The organism is Streptomyces argenteolus (assembly GCF_042902585.1).
GTDB classification, from domain to species: Bacteria; Actinomycetota; Actinomycetes; order Streptomycetales; family Streptomycetaceae; genus Streptomyces; species Streptomyces argenteolus.
The window spans coordinates 155,250-171,454 of record NZ_JBIBEG010000010.1 but is presented as its reverse complement, the minus strand read 5'-3'; the positions used below and the strand labels follow the sequence as shown (position 1 = coordinate 171,454).

16 protein-coding genes are annotated in these 16,205 nt (G+C 72.0%); 12 read left to right on the top strand and 4 right to left on the bottom strand.

The window, feature by feature from the left end; genetic code table 11:
• Positions 1-173: 173 nt before the first annotated feature.
• A complete protein-coding gene (locus ACFY8O_RS29410; RefSeq protein WP_387907636.1) occupies positions 174-1,241 on the top strand; it encodes a hypothetical protein in 1,068 nt (355 codons plus the stop codon).
• 30 nt (positions 1,242-1,271) lie between these two features.
• Here ACFY8O_RS29410 and ACFY8O_RS29405 read toward each other — a convergent pair whose 3' ends face one another.
• Positions 1,272-2,591 carry a D-arabinono-1,4-lactone oxidase gene (locus ACFY8O_RS29405; protein ID WP_387907635.1) on the bottom strand — a complete coding sequence of 440 codons (1,320 nt, stop codon included), beginning with the start codon at positions 2,589-2,591 and terminating at the stop codon, positions 1,272-1,274.
• Complete coding sequence (locus ACFY8O_RS29400) at positions 2,551-3,795, bottom strand: MFS transporter (RefSeq protein WP_387907632.1); 1,245 nt, start codon at positions 3,793-3,795, stop codon at positions 2,551-2,553. Before ACFY8O_RS29400 ends, ACFY8O_RS29405 begins: the two co-directional genes overlap by 41 nt.
• Before the next feature lie 127 nt (positions 3,796-3,922).
• On the opposite strand from ACFY8O_RS29400, the gene ACFY8O_RS29395 reads away from it, so the two are divergent.
• A complete protein-coding gene (locus ACFY8O_RS29395) occupies positions 3,923-5,047 on the top strand; it encodes a ferrochelatase (protein ID WP_387907629.1) in 1,125 nt (374 codons plus the stop codon).
• A gap of 123 nt (positions 5,048-5,170) precedes the next feature.
• Positions 5,171-5,971 (top strand): inositol monophosphatase family protein, encoded by an 801-nt coding sequence (locus ACFY8O_RS29390; RefSeq protein ID WP_145808653.1) that lies wholly within the window; start codon positions 5,171-5,173, stop codon positions 5,969-5,971.
• 100 nt (positions 5,972-6,071) lie between these two features.
• Here the strand turns inward: ACFY8O_RS29390 and ACFY8O_RS29385 are convergent, their stop codons facing one another.
• Positions 6,072-6,245, bottom strand: a complete 174-nt coding sequence (locus ACFY8O_RS29385; protein WP_164992724.1) for a hypothetical protein — start codon at positions 6,243-6,245, stop codon at positions 6,072-6,074.
• A gap of 359 nt (positions 6,246-6,604) precedes the next feature.
• On the opposite strand from ACFY8O_RS29385, the gene ACFY8O_RS29380 reads away from it, so the two are divergent.
• From ACFY8O_RS29380 to ACFY8O_RS29365, 4 genes are all read left to right on the top strand, one after another.
• The gene (locus ACFY8O_RS29380) at positions 6,605-7,258 is read left to right on the top strand and encodes a response regulator transcription factor (protein WP_145808652.1); all 654 of its coding nucleotides are present in this window, start codon (positions 6,605-6,607) and stop codon (positions 7,256-7,258) included.
• Between the two features lie 7 nt (positions 7,259-7,265).
• Entirely contained in the window at positions 7,266-8,507 is a 1,242-nt protein-coding gene (locus tag ACFY8O_RS29375; RefSeq protein ID WP_145808651.1) for a sensor histidine kinase, read from the top strand.
• A 404-nt stretch (positions 8,508-8,911) separates the two neighbouring features.
• Positions 8,912-9,208: a DUF4193 domain-containing protein gene (locus tag ACFY8O_RS29370; RefSeq protein WP_003965732.1), complete on the top strand. Its 297-nt coding sequence runs from the start codon at positions 8,912-8,914 to the stop codon at positions 9,206-9,208.
• Between the two features lie 11 nt (positions 9,209-9,219).
• Complete coding sequence (locus ACFY8O_RS29365) at positions 9,220-10,176, top strand: hypothetical protein (protein ID WP_387907624.1); 957 nt, start codon at positions 9,220-9,222, stop codon at positions 10,174-10,176.
• A gap of 4 nt (positions 10,177-10,180) precedes the next feature.
• On the opposite strand, the gene ACFY8O_RS29360 is transcribed toward ACFY8O_RS29365, so the two are convergent.
• Positions 10,181-10,636, bottom strand: coding sequence for a DUF3093 domain-containing protein (locus ACFY8O_RS29360; RefSeq protein ID WP_145808649.1), 456 nt, complete (start codon positions 10,634-10,636; stop codon positions 10,181-10,183).
• Positions 10,637-10,694: 58 nt separating this feature from the next.
• On the opposite strand from ACFY8O_RS29360, the gene ACFY8O_RS29355 reads away from it, so the two are divergent.
• From ACFY8O_RS29355 to ACFY8O_RS29335, 5 genes are all read left to right on the top strand, one after another.
• The gene (locus ACFY8O_RS29355) at positions 10,695-11,279 is read left to right on the top strand and encodes a PaaI family thioesterase (RefSeq protein ID WP_145808647.1); all 585 of its coding nucleotides are present in this window, start codon (positions 10,695-10,697) and stop codon (positions 11,277-11,279) included.
• The gene (dut, locus tag ACFY8O_RS29350) at positions 11,276-11,806 is read left to right on the top strand and encodes a dUTP diphosphatase (protein WP_145808645.1); all 531 of its coding nucleotides are present in this window, start codon (positions 11,276-11,278) and stop codon (positions 11,804-11,806) included. The genes ACFY8O_RS29355 and dut overlap by 4 nt, the downstream gene beginning before the upstream one ends.
• Position 11,807: 1 nt before the next feature.
• Positions 11,808-12,578: a DUF3710 domain-containing protein gene (locus tag ACFY8O_RS29345; RefSeq protein WP_145808643.1), complete on the top strand. Its 771-nt coding sequence runs from the start codon at positions 11,808-11,810 to the stop codon at positions 12,576-12,578.
• A 154-nt stretch (positions 12,579-12,732) separates the two neighbouring features.
• Positions 12,733-13,467 carry an ABC transporter ATP-binding protein gene (locus tag ACFY8O_RS29340; RefSeq protein WP_387907620.1) on the top strand — a complete coding sequence of 245 codons (735 nt, stop codon included), beginning with the start codon at positions 12,733-12,735 and terminating at the stop codon, positions 13,465-13,467.
• A gap of 157 nt (positions 13,468-13,624) precedes the next feature.
• Complete coding sequence (locus ACFY8O_RS29335; RefSeq protein ID WP_387907617.1) at positions 13,625-16,168, top strand: DUF4118 domain-containing protein; 2,544 nt, start codon at positions 13,625-13,627, stop codon at positions 16,166-16,168.
• Positions 16,169-16,205 lie beyond the last annotated feature (37 nt).

Here is a 16,205-nt window from a genome sequence, read left to right as displayed (position 1 = left end):
GGACGGCGCGCCGTCCAAGTTCTCGCCGGGTACGGGAGTTGGATACCCAGGCACCCGGGAGTTGCCCGTGCTGCGTGGGCTGCTTCACAAAATCTCCAGAAATGGAACTATCTGATTCGCTCAAATGTCCCTCTCTGGTGCAAGGTGGGGTAGTTGTCGAGCAGGGGCTGATCATGGTTCAGAAGCCGCAGAGTGATGCGGAACGCAAGGAAAGGCGCATAGATCTGAGCCTGCCGCAGGTGGCGGGCAGTGCCGTCGCCGCGGTCGCGGCCGCGGTGATGGCCTCACAGCTCGGTGTGTACGGGACGATCGCCGGCGCGGGCGTGATGAGCGTGGTGGCCACCTGCGGGGGATCCGTCTTCCAGCACTTCTTCCGTCGTACGGGGGAGCAGATCCGGGAAGTCACCGTGCAGGTGAAGCATCCGGCGGGCCGTCAGGTCACGGTGCGCACGCGGGAGACGACGTCCGGCAGGCGGCGGCCCGGGGACGACGCGACGACGGGCCTGCACAGCGTGGACCCCACCACGGTCCTGCGGGGCCTGGAGCCCGGCGAGCATCCGACCACCGTCCTGCGCGGGGTCGAGCCCGGCGAGCACCCCACCACGGTGCTGGGCCGCTCCCGGCCGGGCGACCTGGACCGTACGACGATGCTGAGGAGGCTTCCCCAGGACGCGGATCCCGCCGGCGCGCGCCCCGGGGGTGGGGGTCCCGGCGGCGAGCCGCCGCAGGACGCCTACTCCGACGCCCGTACGCACGGCACCCGCGTCCGGGGCTGGAAGCGCTCGGCGCTCGCCGCCACCGGTGTGTTCGTCCTGTCCATGGCGGGGATCACCGTGTACGAGCTGGCCTCGGGCCATGATCTCGGGGGCAACGGCGGGACGACCGTCGGCTCCGTCGTGCGCGGCGACAGCGGCGCGGGGGCGACCTCGCCCGAACCCCCGGCGGGCACGGGCGGCACCGGCGAGAAGAGCGACGGCGAGGACAGTCGGCCGGCGCAGGAGACGACCACGCCCGGTACGGACTCGGGGGAGGGCAGGAGCACCCGGCCCGGCACCACCGGTGACGACGGCTCGACGGCGGACCCCACGCCCACCCCCTCCGTGTCCGGCGGCACGACCCCGGAACCGCCCGCCCCGACGACACCGGGCGACGGCGCCACCTCGGGCGCGCCGGACCCGACGGCGACCGACGGGGCACCGGCCCAGGAGGACGGCGCGGCAGGGGCGGAACCGGAGGGGTGACCGCCCGGGCCGGGCGCGGCCGTCCGCCCGTCAGTCCCCGAGCACCCGGCGCAGGTAGTCGTTGGCGAACAGCCGGCCCGGGTCGAGCCGGTCGCGCAGGGCGGTGAACTCGCCGAAGCGCGGGTAGCTCCCGGCCAGCGCTGCGGCGTCCCGGGTGTGGATCTTGCCCCAGTGCGGCCGGCCGTCGTAGCCCGTCATGATGCGCTCCACGGCGGTGAAGTACGCCTGGTAGGGCGTTCCCCGGTACATGTGCACCGCGATGTACGCGCTGTCCCGGCCCGAGGCCGTGGAGAGCGTGATGTCGTCCGCCGGGGCCGTGCGCACCTCCACGGGGAAGCTGATCCGCAGCGGCGAGCGCTCGACCATGCCCTTGAGCTCGCGCAGCGCCTCGACCGCGGCCTCGCGCGGCACGGCGTACTCCATCTCGACGAAGCGCACCCGCCGGGGACTGGTGAACACCTTGTACGGGATGTCGGTGTAGGTGCGCGCCGACAGCGCGCGGCTGGAGAGCGCGGCTATGGAGGGGATGGCCGCGGGGACCGCCCGGCCCACCGAACAGGCGACCTGGAAGATCCCGTTGGAGAGCAGCTCGTCCTCGATCCAGCCGCTGATCCGTCCCGGAGGGGCCGCGGGACCCGCGCTGCGGTTGTTGCGCTTGGTGTTGCAGTTCCCGGTGTGCGGGAACCAGTAGAACTCGAAGTGCTCGTTCTCGGCGACCAGCTGATCGAAGTCCGAGGTGACCCGGTCGAAGGTCATCGGTTCCTCGCGGGCCGTCAGGAGGAAGACCGGTTCCACCGCGAAGGTGAGCGCGGTGACCACGCCGAGCGCCCCGAGCCCCGTGCGGGCGGCGGCGAAGACGTCAGGGTGCTCGGTGGGCGAGCAGTGCAGCACCGTGCCGTCGGCCGTGACGAGCTCCATGGCACGGATCTGGGCGGATATCGACGCGGAGTCCCGGCCGGTGCCGTGGGTGCCCGTGGAGGTGGCCCCGGCCACCGTCTGCTCCATGATGTCGCCCATGTTGGTGAGGGAGAGTCCCTCGCGGGCGAGCGCGGCGTTGAGCCGGTGCAGCGGGGTGCCCGCCTCGACCGTGACGGTCATCGCCGTACGGTCGATGTCCCGGATACCGGTGAGCAGGTCCGGGCGCACGAGGACCCCGGACGTTGCGGCCGTCGCCGTGAACGAGTGGCCGGTGCCGACGGGCTTGACGGTCAGACCGTCCTCGGACGCCCTGCGGAGCACGTCCGCGAGCTCGGCGACGGAGGCCGGGGACGCCACGCGCGCGGGCCGGGCGCTGACGTTGCCGGCCCAGTTACGCCACGTGCTCGTCGTCCGTGCGTAGGTGTCGGTCATCTTCCCCGCGCCCTCCCCTAGGAGCCGGCTCGGCGAGCCGGCGATACCCCAGGAACGCCACCGCGGCCGCGAGCGCTCCCGCCACGGCGGGCACCGCGTACCCCGCCTCGGCCCCCGAGGCGTCGACCACCCAGCCCGCGGCGGAGGAGCCGAGCGCCACTCCGACCGCGAGTCCGGTACTGGTCCAGGTCATGCCCTCGGTCAGCTGCGTGCGCGGTACGTGCTGTTCGACGAGGGCCATCGTGGTGACCATCGTCGGTGCGATGGCGAGGCCCGCGACAAAGAGCGCCACGGCCAGGAACGGCAGGCTCCCGGCCAGTTGGAGGGGGATCATACTCACGGCCATCGCGCACACCCCCACCAGCCACCGGGTGGACGCCCTGCCCCGCAGGTGCAGCAGCCCGAAGACGGCTCCGGCGAGACAGGAACCGAGCGCGTAGACCGCCAGTACGAGGCTCGCCGCCGCCTTGTGGCCGAGCTCATCGGCGAAGGCCACCGTCACCACGTCCACCGCCCCGAAGATCGCCCCGGTGGCGACGAAGGTGACGACCAGCACCTGGAGTCCGGACGAGCGCAGCGCCGAACCGCCCGTGTGGTGCTCCGTGGGGTGCGGTGCGGGCTCGGTGGCGCGCTGGGCCGTCAGCCAGAAGACGCCGACCACCAGGAACACACCGGCGATCAGCGGCCCGGCCTCCGGGAACCAGGCCGTCGACAGCCCGATGGAGACGATCGGCCCGAAGATGAAGCACACCTCGTCGACGATCGACTCCCAGGAGTACGCGGTGTGCAGCTGCCGGCCCGAGCCCCGGTAGATCTCCGCCCAGCGGGCCCGGACCATCGAACCCACGCTCGGGACGCAGCCCGCTCCCACCGCGAAGACGAACAGGGTCCAGTCGGGCAGCCCCTGCTGCGCGCAGACCAGCAGCCCCGCGACCGACGCGGCGGCGAACAGCGTGAAGGGGCGGAGCACCCGGCGCTGCCCGTGGCGGTCGACCAGCCGGGACACCTGGGGTCCCATGACCGCCGCCGACATGGCGAGCGTCGCGGACAGTGCCCCCGCCAGTCCGTAACGGCCGGTGAGCTGGGAGATCATCGTGACGACGCCGATCCCCATCATGGAAAGCGGCATCCGGCCGAAGAATCCGGCCGCCGAGAACTCCCGGGCGCCGGGAGCGGCGAAGATGGCGCGGTAAGGGCTGGGCAAGGGGGAGCTCCGGTGAAGCCTGTCAGGTGTGCGGGGGGCCGATACAGCTTACGGGCGCCCACGGTGCTCCCAGGACGCGCCGACGGCGGTTGCCGCGCCGCCGGAGGCGGGTGGCAGGATCGGGTGCATGTCCGATCCGCGTGGTCCCGCTCCTTACGACGCTCTGCTGCTGCTCTCCTTCGGTGGTCCGGAAGGCCCCGACGACGTGGTCCCGTTCCTCGCGAACGTGACCCGTGGCCGGGGAATCCCCGAGGAACGGCTGAAAGAGGTCGGAAAGCACTACTTCCTCTTCGGCGGCGTGAGCCCGATCAACGCGCAGAACAGGGCCCTGCTCGACGCCCTGCGCGAGGACTTCGCCGGCCACGGCCTGGAGATCCCGGTCTACTGGGGCAACCGCAACTGGGCTCCGTACCTGACTGACACCCTCCGCGAGATGGTCGCCGACGGCCGGCGGCGCATCGCCGTGCTCGCCACCAGCGCCTACGCCTCCTACTCCGGCTGCCGCCAGTACCGCGAGAACCTCGCGGAGTCGCTGTCGGCGCTGGAGGCGGAAGGGCTTCCGGTGCCCCGGGTCGACAAGCTGCGGCACTACTTCAACCACCCAGGCTTCGTACGGCCCATGATCGACGGCGTGCTGGACTCGCTGGCGAGCCTGCCCGAGGACGTCAGGGCGGGAGCGCACCTCGCGTTCACCACCCACTCCATCCCGACCTCCGCGGCCGACACCTCCGGGCCGGTCGAGACGCACGGCGACGGCGGTTCCTACGTGGCCGAGCACCTGGACGTCGCCCGGCTGATCGCCGAGGCCGTGCGCGAGGAGACCGGAGTCGAGCACCCCTGGCAGCTCGTCTACCAGTCGCGCAGCGGTGCCCCGCACATCCCCTGGCTCGAGCCCGACATCTGCGACCACCTGGAGACGCTGCACGGCGAAGGCGTCCCTGCGGTCGTCATGGCCCCCATCGGCTTCGTCTCGGACCACATGGAAGTGCTGTACGACCTCGACACCGAGGCCACCGCCAAGGCGGCCGAGCTGGGGCTGCCGGTCCGCCGGTCGGCGACGGTGGGCGCCGACCCCCGGTTCGCCGCGGCCGTGCGCGAGCTCCTCCTGGAACGCGCCGCCGCCGAACAGGAGCGTCCGGTCACGCCGTGCGCCCTGGGCGGCCTCGGCCCCTCCCACGACGTCTGCCCGGTCGGCTGCTGTCCGGCCAGGGCCCCCAAGCCGGCCGCGGCGGGAGCCGACAGCCCCTTCTGAGTCCCGCCTTCCCCGGCCCCCGGGTCCGGCAGAGCCGCCGCCCCGGGGGCCGAAAGGCCGCCCGCCCTCCCCGCGGGAGCCGACAGCCCGTCCGGCCCCCCGCGCCACCACCTCTGGAGCGCCGTGACCGACCCTCTCCTGCCCGAACTGCTCGACCTCGCCCTGGAAGCGGCCCGCCGGGCCGGAGCCCTGCTCCGGGACGGCCGCCCCGCCGACCTGGGGGTGGCCGCCACGAAGTCCAGCCCCATCGACGTCGTCACCGAGATGGACATCCAGGCGGAGAAGCTGATCACCGGCTATCTCTCCGAGCACCGCCCCGCCGACGGCTTCCTCGGCGAGGAGGGCGCCAGCGCCGAGGGCACCAGCGGCATCCGCTGGGTCATCGACCCCCTCGACGGCACGGTGAACTACCTCTACGGCCTGCCCACCTGGTCGGTCTCCATCGCCGCCGAGCGCGACGGGGAGCGGATCGTGGGGGTGGTCGAGGCCCCGATGCGGCGCGAGACGTTCCACGCGGTCCTCGGCGGCGGCGCGTACGGCAACGGACAGGCGCTGCACTGCCGCCCGACGGCGCCCCTCGACCAGGCCCTGGTGTCGACCGGCTTCAACTACGTCACCGAGGTACGCACCCACCAGGCGGCCGTCGCCCAGCAGCTGATCCCGCGGCTGCGCGACATCCGGCGCGGGGGATCGGCCGCCATCGAGCTCTGTGACGTCGCGGCCGGCCGGCTCGACGGCTACTACGAGCGCGGGCTGCATCCGTGGGACGTGGCGGCGGGCGATCTCATCGCACGCGAGGCCGGCGCGCTCACCGGCGGCCGGCCGGGCCTGCCCGCCGACAACGACCTCACCGTCGCGGCGACGCCGGGCGTTTTCGAACCTCTCCAGGCGATCCTCGAAGAGCTGGGCGCCTGGCACGACTGAGGTACCGCTCCCGGCGGCCCTGACGGCGCCGTGGAGGGCGCGGTGATGCGAGAAGGCCCCGGAAGAGCCGGTACGGCTCCCGGGGCCTTCTCGTAGCGGCTCAGACGCTTGTGGCGCCGATTTCGACGCCGTGCTCGGCGGCGAGGCGGTGCAGGTCGTCGAGCTCTCCCTGCTCGACGTCCGCGAGGAAGTCGTCGCCTGTCTCGCGAGCCCTGGTGAGGTCGGACTCGGTGGTCTTGATTCGTTGCAGCAGACCTGCGGTGAAAGCGTCCATGAAGCGCCCCCTCATCGTGGGTCGGTGGCACGGGGGTGTGCCCGGAGGTCCCCGGCCCGGGGCCGGAGTGCGGGTGATCACGCAGTCCCTCTGGATGCGGGACGGGCTGTGGTGCGCCCCATGCAGGGCGTGATCGCGGGTGTGAGGTCGTCCTCCCCGTGCGCGCCCCGCGAGAAACCTCAACTTGCAGAGGAGTCCGACCAATTCCCCGGGGCGGCGGCCCCTCCCGCGCCGTCTTACCGCCGGTTTATGCGCGTTGCGGGCAGGATGGACGCGCACAGTCGGTGCCGCTGACGTGCAGCGAGCGGCCGGAACGAGGGCCGCTCGCCGTTTTTCTGGATCTAGGGAAGGACTGCGCCGTGCGCGTACTCGTCGTCGAGGACGAGCAGCTGCTCGCCGATGCGGTGGCCACCGGACTGCGCCGGGAGGCCATGGCCGTCGACGTCGTCTACGACGGAGCCGCGGCCCTCGAACGTGTCGGGGTCAACGACTACGACGTCGTCGTGCTGGACCGGGACCTCCCGCTGGTGCACGGCGACGACGTCTGCCGCAAGATCGTCGAGCTCGGCATGCCCACCCGGGTGCTGATGCTCACCGCGTCCGGCGACGTCAGCGACCGGGTCGAGGGCCTGGAGCTCGGAGCGGACGACTACCTGCCCAAGCCCTTCGCCTTCAGCGAGCTGACCGCACGGGTGCGCGCCCTGGGGCGCCGTACGACCGTCGCGCTGCCGCCCGTGCTGGAACGGGCCGGGATCAAACTGGACCCCAACCGCCGCGAGGTCTTCCGGGGCGAGCAGGAGATCCAGCTCGCCCCGAAGGAGTTCGCCGTGCTGGAGGTCCTCATGCGCAGCGAGGGCGCGGTCGTCTCGGCCGAGCAGCTGCTGGAGAAGGCATGGGACGAGAACACCGACCCGTTCACCAACGTGGTGCGGGTGACGGTCATGACCCTGCGGCGCAAGCTCGGCGAGCCCCCCGTCATCGTCACCGTCCCCGGCTCCGGATACCGGATCTGAGGGCGTGATGGCAGCTTCTCCGGGCCCGGTCGCCGCGCCCCCGAAACCGACCTGGGAGCCGAAACAGCAGGAGGCCCCCTATCCGTGGCTGCGGCCCACCATCCGGATACGGCTCACGCTGCTCTACGGCGGAATGTTCCTGATCGCGGGCATCCTGCTGCTCTCGATCATCTACATGCTGGCCGCGCAGGCCCTGCACGACGCCGGCGGCCTGGAGTTCCAGGTCTCCGGGACGAACGTCCAGATCTCCAGCGAGATGTGCCCGCAGCTCGGCTCCGCCCAGAACAACGGCCAGCTCAACGAGGCGATCAAGGACTGCACGGCGGCGCAGCGCCAGCACGCCCTGGACAGCCTGCTGAACAGGGCGCTGCTGGCCCTTGTCGGCCTCAGCATCATCGCCTTCGCCTTCGGCTACGCGATGGCGGGCCGCGTGCTGTCCCCGCTGGGCAGGATCACCCGCACCGCCCGCAGGGTGGCCGGCACCGACCTGTCCCGCCGGATCGAGCTGGACGGGCCCGACGACGAGCTCAAGGAGCTCGCCGACACCTTCGACGAGATGCTGGACCGCCTGGAGCGGGCCTTCACGGCCCAGCAGCGGTTCGTGGGCAACGCGTCGCACGAGCTGCGCACACCGCTCGCGATCAACCGCACACTGCTGGAGGTCCATCTCTCCGACCCGGAGGCCCCCACGGAGCTCCAGCAGCTCGGCAGGACGCTCCTGGCCACCAACGAGCGCAGCGAACAGCTCGTGGAGGGGCTCCTGCTCCTCGCCCGCAGCGACAACCAGATCGTCGAGCGCAAGCCCGTGGACCTGGCCGAGGTCGCCGACCGCGCCATCGACCAGACCCGGTCGGAGGCCGCGGACAAGGGCGTGGAGATCCGGGGGGAGCGTGCTCCGGCGGTGGTCCAGGGCAACGGCGTGCTCCTGGAGCGGATCGCTCTGAACCTCGTGCAGAACGCCGTGCGGTACAACGTGCCGGAGGGCGGCTGGGTGGAGGTCACCACCGAGCTCCAGCACGGCCAGGCGCTCCTGCTGGTCTCGAACACGGGCCCCGTGGTCCCCGCCTACGAGATCGACAACCTCTTCGAGCCGTTCAGGCGTCTGCGCACGGAGCGGACAGGCAGCGACAAGGGGGTCGGACTCGGCCTGTCGATCGCACGGTCCGTCGCTCGGGCGCACGGAGGCCGTATCATCGCGGAGCCCCGCGAGGGCGGTGGTCTCGTGATGCGCGTCACCCTGCCGGCCTGAGAGGCTTCACCGGGTGAAGCCGTATGGGATCGCTCTGTTCGCTTTGGGCGGAATTTTAGAACCTGATCACCATTCCGTCCCTGTGTGATCGATCACAGGCGCGATTTCTCGTCCCTCCACTCTCCGTGATCACATCTGTGCTCGAAAGCCTGGAAACGTCCGGGTTTCCGGGGGCCGATATCACGGGAAGTACACGGGGTGGCGCCCGTGAAGTGCAGCAAACGGACCGTGTACGGTCCCCATCGCCACCCAAGCTGATCGCTCACGAGCGGTCCGGTTGGGTGTCGATTGAGTAACAGACCTTGATGTGAGGCAAAATCTCCGCCTCAGGTCGGGCACAAGTCCGGCCTCTCACGCGTTACGTGCGCTGAGACACCGCAGACACCCATGAGGGGGAGAGCGACATGGCAACGGATTACGACACCCCACGCAAGACCGACGACGACGTCGATCAGGACAGCCTGGAGGAGCTCAAGGCTCGTCGGAGCGACAAGACGGCATCCGCCGTCGACGTCGACGAGTTCGACGCGGCGGAGGGACTGGAGCTGCCCGGCGCAGACCTGTCCAACGAAGAGCTCGCCGTGCGGGTCCTGCCCAAGCAGGCCGACGAGTTCACCTGCATGAGCTGCTTCCTCGTGCACCACCGCAGCCAGCTGGCACGAGAGAAGAACGGTCAGCCCATCTGCCGCGACTGCGACTGAGTCGGCCGGCCGTGGCAGGCGACACACCGTTGTGGAAGCGGCGCTTGCGGCGTACGAAGTCGTCGGAGGCGCATCAGGGCGGCACGCGCCCGGCAGAGGGCACAAGCCCCGCTGCCGAGCACAGGACCGCCCTGCCGGCCTCCCCCGGCGCATCTGACGACGAGCGGGGCCTTGCGGCCTCGCTCGAAGCAGTACGCGCCGCGGGCTCCCAGGAGCCCGGACAGGACGGCCCGGACGGGCCCCCGAAGGGAACCGGCCGGCTGAACACACTGAAACGGGGCGTGCTCAAGAGCAGGGAGAGCGCCGTCGCGGCGGTCGGCGTGGTGGCCGACCGGATCATCGACATCGCTCCCCGGATCCCCGTGCGGGACCTCGCCACCCTGCGCAGGCAGTTCCCGGGGCTCGGCCCCGAAGAGCTCGCCGACAAGCTGGTCGCTGGTGCCTGCAAGGCCACAGCCGCGGTCGGCGCGGGCATCGGGGCGGCGGCGATGATGCCCGTACCGCCCGCCATGCTCGCGGAACTCGCGGCGGAGATCACCGGCGTCGCGGCCGTCGAGATGAAGCTCGTCGCCGAGCTCCACGAGGTCTACGGCCGACGCCCCCCGGGCAATCTGGGGCAGCGCAGCACCGCTTATCTGACCTCCTGGACGGAGGAGCGCGGGATCGACGTCTCCCGCCCCACCACGCTCAACGCCGCCCTCGGCGGGCAGATGAAGCGTGAACTGCGCCAGCAGATCATGAAGCGCACCGTGCGCGACCTGCCGAACCTCATCCCGTTCATGATCGGCGCCGCCGTCGGCGCGATGATGAACCGGCGGGACACCAAGAAGCTCGCCGACCGGGTCAGGAACGACCTGCGGCGCGGGCAGATCCCCTGGGACCGCCTCCCGGAGCTCCCGCCGCTGGAGCAGCCCGCGGAGCCCCCGCACGAGCTGCCCAAGGGCCTGGAAGGCCCCGCGGACGGCTGAACCCTCAGGCGGGGACGGGCGCGAGGGCCGCCACCAGCGCCTGGGGCTCCCTGGTCGAGAGGTAGACGTACGGCGTCGGGTCGGCCGGATCCGTGACCTTCACCCGCACCGCCGTCGGGATGTAGCTGCGCAGCAGCATGTGAGCGCGCGGATCGGCCTTGTACGAGCGCCAGGCGCGCGCCTCCTCCCCGTCCAGCACCTCGGCGTCTCCGAGTGCGTCCAGCGGGATCCGGGCATCCCCCGCGACGAGCGCGCCGGCCACGACCCGGATACGCGCGGAGCCGTACGAGCTCACGCCCGCGCATGCCGCCGCCGTCCCGGCGACGAGGCCGCCGAGCATGGGCAGGAGGCCGAGGGGCAGGAGCATCAGCGCACAGGCGACGCCGATCCCGAAGGCGATGAGCCACCAGCTGCGAGGCGCGGTGAGACGTTCGTCGAAGGGAGGTGCGGAAGGCTGCATGAAAGCAAGCTTGGCACGGCGCGACCCGCGGCCGGGCGCGCGGGTAAGGTCTGCGCCTGTGAGTGGAACATCTGCACGTCTGACACCCCCGGCCGGAGCGGTGAAACCGGTCCGCCATCCCGACGCCCCGGCCCCCGGCGAGCTCCTCGGCTCCCACTACGAACACTGTTTCGGCTGCGGCGGGGGACAGCCGCACGGGCTGCATCTCCAGGCGCGGGCCGGAGAGGGCGTCGACGTCACCGCCGAGTTCACCGTGAAGGCCGCCCACCAGGGCGCTCCGGGACTTGCGCACGGAGGCGTCCTGGCCACGGCCATGGACGAGACCCTCGGCTCGCTGAACTGGCTGCTGCGCGTGATCGCCGTGACCGGACGGCTGGAGACCGACTACGTGCTGCCGGTACCGGTGGACACGGTGCTCTTCCTGGAGGCCGAGGTCACGGCCGTGCTCGGCCGGAAGATCTTCTGCCGCGCCACGGGGCGCATCGGTGGCCCCGAGGGTCCGGTCGCGGTCCGGGCGGAAGCACTCTTCATCGAGGTCAAGGTGGACCACTTCATCGACAACGGCCGGCCCGAGGAGATCCAGGCGGCGATGTCCGACCCGGATCAGGTCAGGCGTGCCCGAGCCTTCGAGGTGAACCCGTGACGCGCCACCCTGTCGACGTCCTCGTCCGCCGGACCGACCCGGACGTGCCGATCCCGTCCTCCGCGCACCCGGGCGACGCCGGCGTCGATCTGGTGACCACCGAGGCCGCCGAGCTCGCCCCCGGGGAACGGGCGGTGCTCCCCACCGGGGTGTCCATCGCCCTGCCGGACGGCTACGCCGCCTTCGTCCACCCGCGCTCCGGCCTCGCGGCCCGCTGCGGAGTGGCTCTCGTGAACGCCCCAGGGACGGTTGATGCCGGGTACCGTGGGGAGATCAAGGTCATCGTGGTCAATCTCGATCCGCGCGAGACCGTGAGGTTCGAACGGTTCGACCGGATTGCCCAACTGGTCGTCCAGCAGGTCGAGAAGGTGCGCTTCCACGAGGTGACGGAACTCCCCGGCTCGGCGCGTGCCGAAGGGGGCTTCGGATCCACCGGCGGCCATGCCGCTGTGGACGGCGTCACGGGCGGTAACACCCAGGGTGGGAACAGCTACGCTTCGGTCGTATCCGACCGGGAAGGACGTTGACGTGTTCGGACGTCGCAAGAACAGTGGTTCCGCCGAGGACACGGCGGACGAAGCGCGCGAGGCCGAGCAGGTCGCCGACGAGCTCGACGACGCCGGGACCGGCAGCGGCTCGCGCCGCGCCAACCTGCCCCCCGCGCCCCGTCCCGACGGGCCGTGGGACATCTCCGAGGTGTCCCAGCCCGGCGAGGGCCGGGTGGACCTGGGCGGCATCTTCGTGCCCGGGGTCGAGGGCATGGAGCTCCGGGTGGAGGTCGCCGGCGACGCGATCGTCGCGGCCACGGTCGTGCTGCGCGACAGCGCGGTGCAGCTGCAGGCCTTCGCCGCCCCCAAGCGCGAGGGCATCTGGGGCGAGGTGCGCGAGGAGATCGCCTCGGGCATCACCCAGCAGGGCGGGATCATCGACGAGGTCGAGGGCCCGCTGGGCTGGGAGCTGCGCGCGCAGGTCCCCGTACAGCTCCCGGACGGGAAGAACGGCGTGCAGCTGGTGCGCTTCGTCGGTGTCGACGGGCCGCGCTGGTTCCTGCGCGGAGTGATCTCCGGTCAGGGCGCCGTGCAGCCGGAGGCCGCCGGGCTGCTGGAGACGATCTTCCGCGACACCGTCGTGGTCCGTGGTGAGGGCCCGATGGCGCCGCGCGACCCGATCGTCCTCAAGCTGCCCAACGACGCCCAGATGGTGCCGGAAGGCGTGCAGCAGGAGGACCAGGAGAGCTCGAAGTTCTCCGGTGGCATGGGCCAGCTCCAGCGCGGACCCGAGATCACCGAGGTGCGCTGAGCCACCCCGCCCCGCAGCCGTGGGGCCGGTGGGCCGTGCCCTTGCCCGGGCACGGCCCACCGGCCCCACGCATTGCCTCACCGGGCGGCACGCGCCCATACTGGCGGCTGCCGAGGGAGCGGTACGCACGGCCGCGTACGCACGGGGGAGAACGATGACACGCAGCACCGGCGCGCAGAGCGGTACGGCCCTGGCCGAGAGCCCGGCCGACGGCCCCATGGTGCGGGTCGAGGACCTGCACCGCTCGTACGGGACCGGCGCCGCCGCCGTGCACGCGCTGCGCGGGGTCTCCTTCGAGATCCCACGAGGCGAGCTCGTCGCGCTCAAGGGGCGCTCGGGGTCCGGCAAGACCACGCTGCTCAACCTGGTCGGCGGCCTCGACACACCGGACAGCGGCCGGATCGCCGTCGGCGGCACCGACCTCTCCGGCCTCGGCGAGGACGGGCTCCTGGGGCTGCGCAGGGACCGTATCGGCTTCATCTTCCAGTCCTTCGGCCTGATCCCGATCCTCACCGCGGCGGAGAACGTCGGCGTACCCATGCGACTGCGGGGGACCGATCCCGGTGAGCGCGAGGACCGGGTGGCCCTGCTGCTGTCCCTGGTCGGCCTCGGCGACCACGCCCAGCAGCGCCCCGGGGAGCTCTCGGGCGGCCAGCAGCAGCGGGTCGCCATCGCCCGCGCGCTCGCCAACCGGCCCGCGCTCATGATCGCCGACGAGCCCACCGGCCAGCTCGACGCGGAGACCGGACTCGCGGTCATGCAGCTCCTGCGGGCCGTCGTGCGCAGCGAGGGCGTCACCCTCCTCGTCGCCACCCACGACCCCCAGCTGCTGGGTTTCGCCGACCGGGTCCTGGAGCTCAGCGACGGGCACATCGTCGAGCACGCGTAAGGCCACGGCAGTGCGCGGGTGAGCGTCCGGCCGCATCAGAATCCTGTCAAGACGGACCCCCCGTCCGCCCCTGGCCCCATGTGCCGGAAATTCTCGGGGTAACTTCGAGGCGGGCTCCCGCGGCTGCGGAAGCCTGATCAGAGAAGACAATGGGGCCATGGCACGCGGCAAGCTTCGGATCTACCTGGGTGCGGCACCCGGCGTCGGCAAGACGTACGCGATGCTCTCCGAGGCCCATCGCCGGGTGGAACGCGGCACCGACTGCGTGGTCGCGTTCGTGGAGCACCACGACCGCCCCCGCACCGAGGTGCTGCTGCACGGCCTGGAGCAGATCCGCCGGCGCGAGATCGAGCACCGCTCGGCCGTGTTCGCCGAGATGGACGTCGACGCCGTACTGGAACGCGCGCCGGCCGTCGCCCTGGTGGACGAGCTGGCCCACACCAATGTGCCCGGTTCCCGCAACGCCAAGCGCTGGCAGGACGTCGAGGAGCTCCTCAAGGCGGGCATCGACGTCGTGTCCACCGTCAACATCCAGCACCTGGAGTCCCTCGGCGACGTCGTCGAGTCGATAACCGGCGTGCGGCAGCAGGAGACCATCCCCGACGAGGTCGCCCGGCGGGCCGACCAGATCGAGCTCGTCGACATGTCGCCCGAGGCGCTGCGGCGCCGCATGGCCCACGGGAACGTCTACCAGCCCGACAAGGTCGACGCGGCCCTGTCGAACTACTTCCGCCCCGGCAACCTCACCGCCCTGCGCGAGCTGGCCCTCCTGTGGGTCGCCGACCGGGTCGACGAGTACCTCCAGCAGTACCGCGGCGAGCACGACATCAGCGCCCCCTGGAAGGCCCGCGAGCGCATCGTCGTCGGGCTCACCGGAGGTCCCGAGGGCCGAACGCTCATCCGCCGCGCCTCCCGGATGGCCGCCAAGGGCTCCGGCAGCGAGATCCTCGCGGTGTACATCGCCCGCAGCGACGGACTGACCTCCGCCTCGCCCAAGGAGCTCGCCGGCCAGCGCACCCTCGTCGAGGACCTCGGCGGCACCTTCCACCACGTCATCGGCGACGACATACCCACCGCGCTCCTCGCCTTCGCCCGGGGCGTCAACGCCACCCAGATCGTCCTCGGGTCCAGCCGCCGCAAGACCTGGCAGTACATCTACGGCCCCGGGGTGGGCGCCACCGTCGCCCGCGAGTCCGGCCCCGACCTGGACGTCCACATCGTCACGCACGAAGAGGTCGCCAAGGGGCGAGGGCTGCCCATCGCCCGCGGGGCCAGACTCAGCCGCACCCGGATCATCTCGGGCTGGCTGGCCGGCGTCGGCGGACCCGCTCTCCTGACCCTGCTCCTGCACGGCATGGAGAACGGGCCGGGACTCGCCAACGACGTCCTGCTCTTCCTCTTCCTGACGGTGGCCGCCGCCCTGCTCGGCGGGCTGACCCCCGCCCTCGCCTCGGCGGCCGTCGGCTCCCTGCTCCTGAACTACTGGTTCACCCCGCCCACCCACACGCTGACGGTGCAGGACCCGGAGAACTTCGTCGCCATCGTGATCTTCTTCGCGGTGGCGGTCGCGGTCGCCTCCGTCGTCGATCTCGCGGCCCGGCGTACGCACCAGGCCGCCCGGCTGCGGGCGGAGTCCGAGATCCTCTCCGCGCTCGCCGGGAGCGTCCTGCGGGGGGAGACGGCCCTGGACGCCCTGCTGGACCGGGTGCGCGAGACCTTCGGCATGGAGTCCGTCGCCCTCCTGGAGCGGCAGAGCGACGTCGAGCCGTGGACCTGCGCGGGCTCCGTCGGGCCCGCCCCGGTGGCCCGCCCCGACGACGCGGATGTGGACATGCCCGTCGGCGACCACATGGCCCTGGCGCTCTCCGGCCGGGTGCTGCCCGCCGAGGACCGCCGGGTCCTCGGCGCCTTCGCCGCGCAGGCCGCCGTCGTGCTCGACCGTCAGCGCCTGGTGGGCGAGGCGGAGGCGGCGAGGCGGCTGGCCGAGGGCAACCGCATCAGGACCGCCCTCCTCGCCGCCGTCAGCCACGACCTGCGCACCCCGCTCGCCGCGATCAAGGCCGCCGTCAGCTCCCTGCGCTCCGACGACGTCTCCTGGTCGGAGTCGGACGAGGCGGAGCTCCTCGCCGGCATCGAGGACGGCGCCGACCGCCTGGACCACCTGGTCGGCAACCTGCTCGACATGTCACGCCTGCAGACCGGCACGGTCACCCCGCTGATCCGCGAGATCGACCTCGACGAGGTCGTCCCGATGGCGCTCGGCGGCGTTCCCGAGGGGAGCGTCGACCTGGACATTCCCGAGACGCTGCCCATGGTCGCCGTGGACCCGGGGCTGCTGGAGCGGGCGGTCGCCAACATCGTCGAGAACGCGGTCAAGTACAGCAACGGCCGGGAACGCGTCATCGTCGCCGCCAGCGCCCTCGGAGAGCGGGTCGAGCTACGGGTGGCCGACCGAGGCCGAGGGGTCCCGGACGAGGCCAAGGAGCGCATCTTCGAGCCCTTCCAGCGGTACGGAGACGCTCCGCGCGGCGCCGGGGTCGGTCTCGGCCTCGCCGTGGCCCGCGGATTCGTCGAGTCCATGGGCGGCACACTGGGCGCCGAGGACACCCCCGGCGGCGGGCTCACCATGGTCCTCACGCTCACCGCCGCGCCGGGACAGGTGCGCCCCGCCTCCCCGCCGTCCGCGCGGGTGACGTCATGAGATCCACGGGGCGTACCACCGCCCCCTCCACGTATTC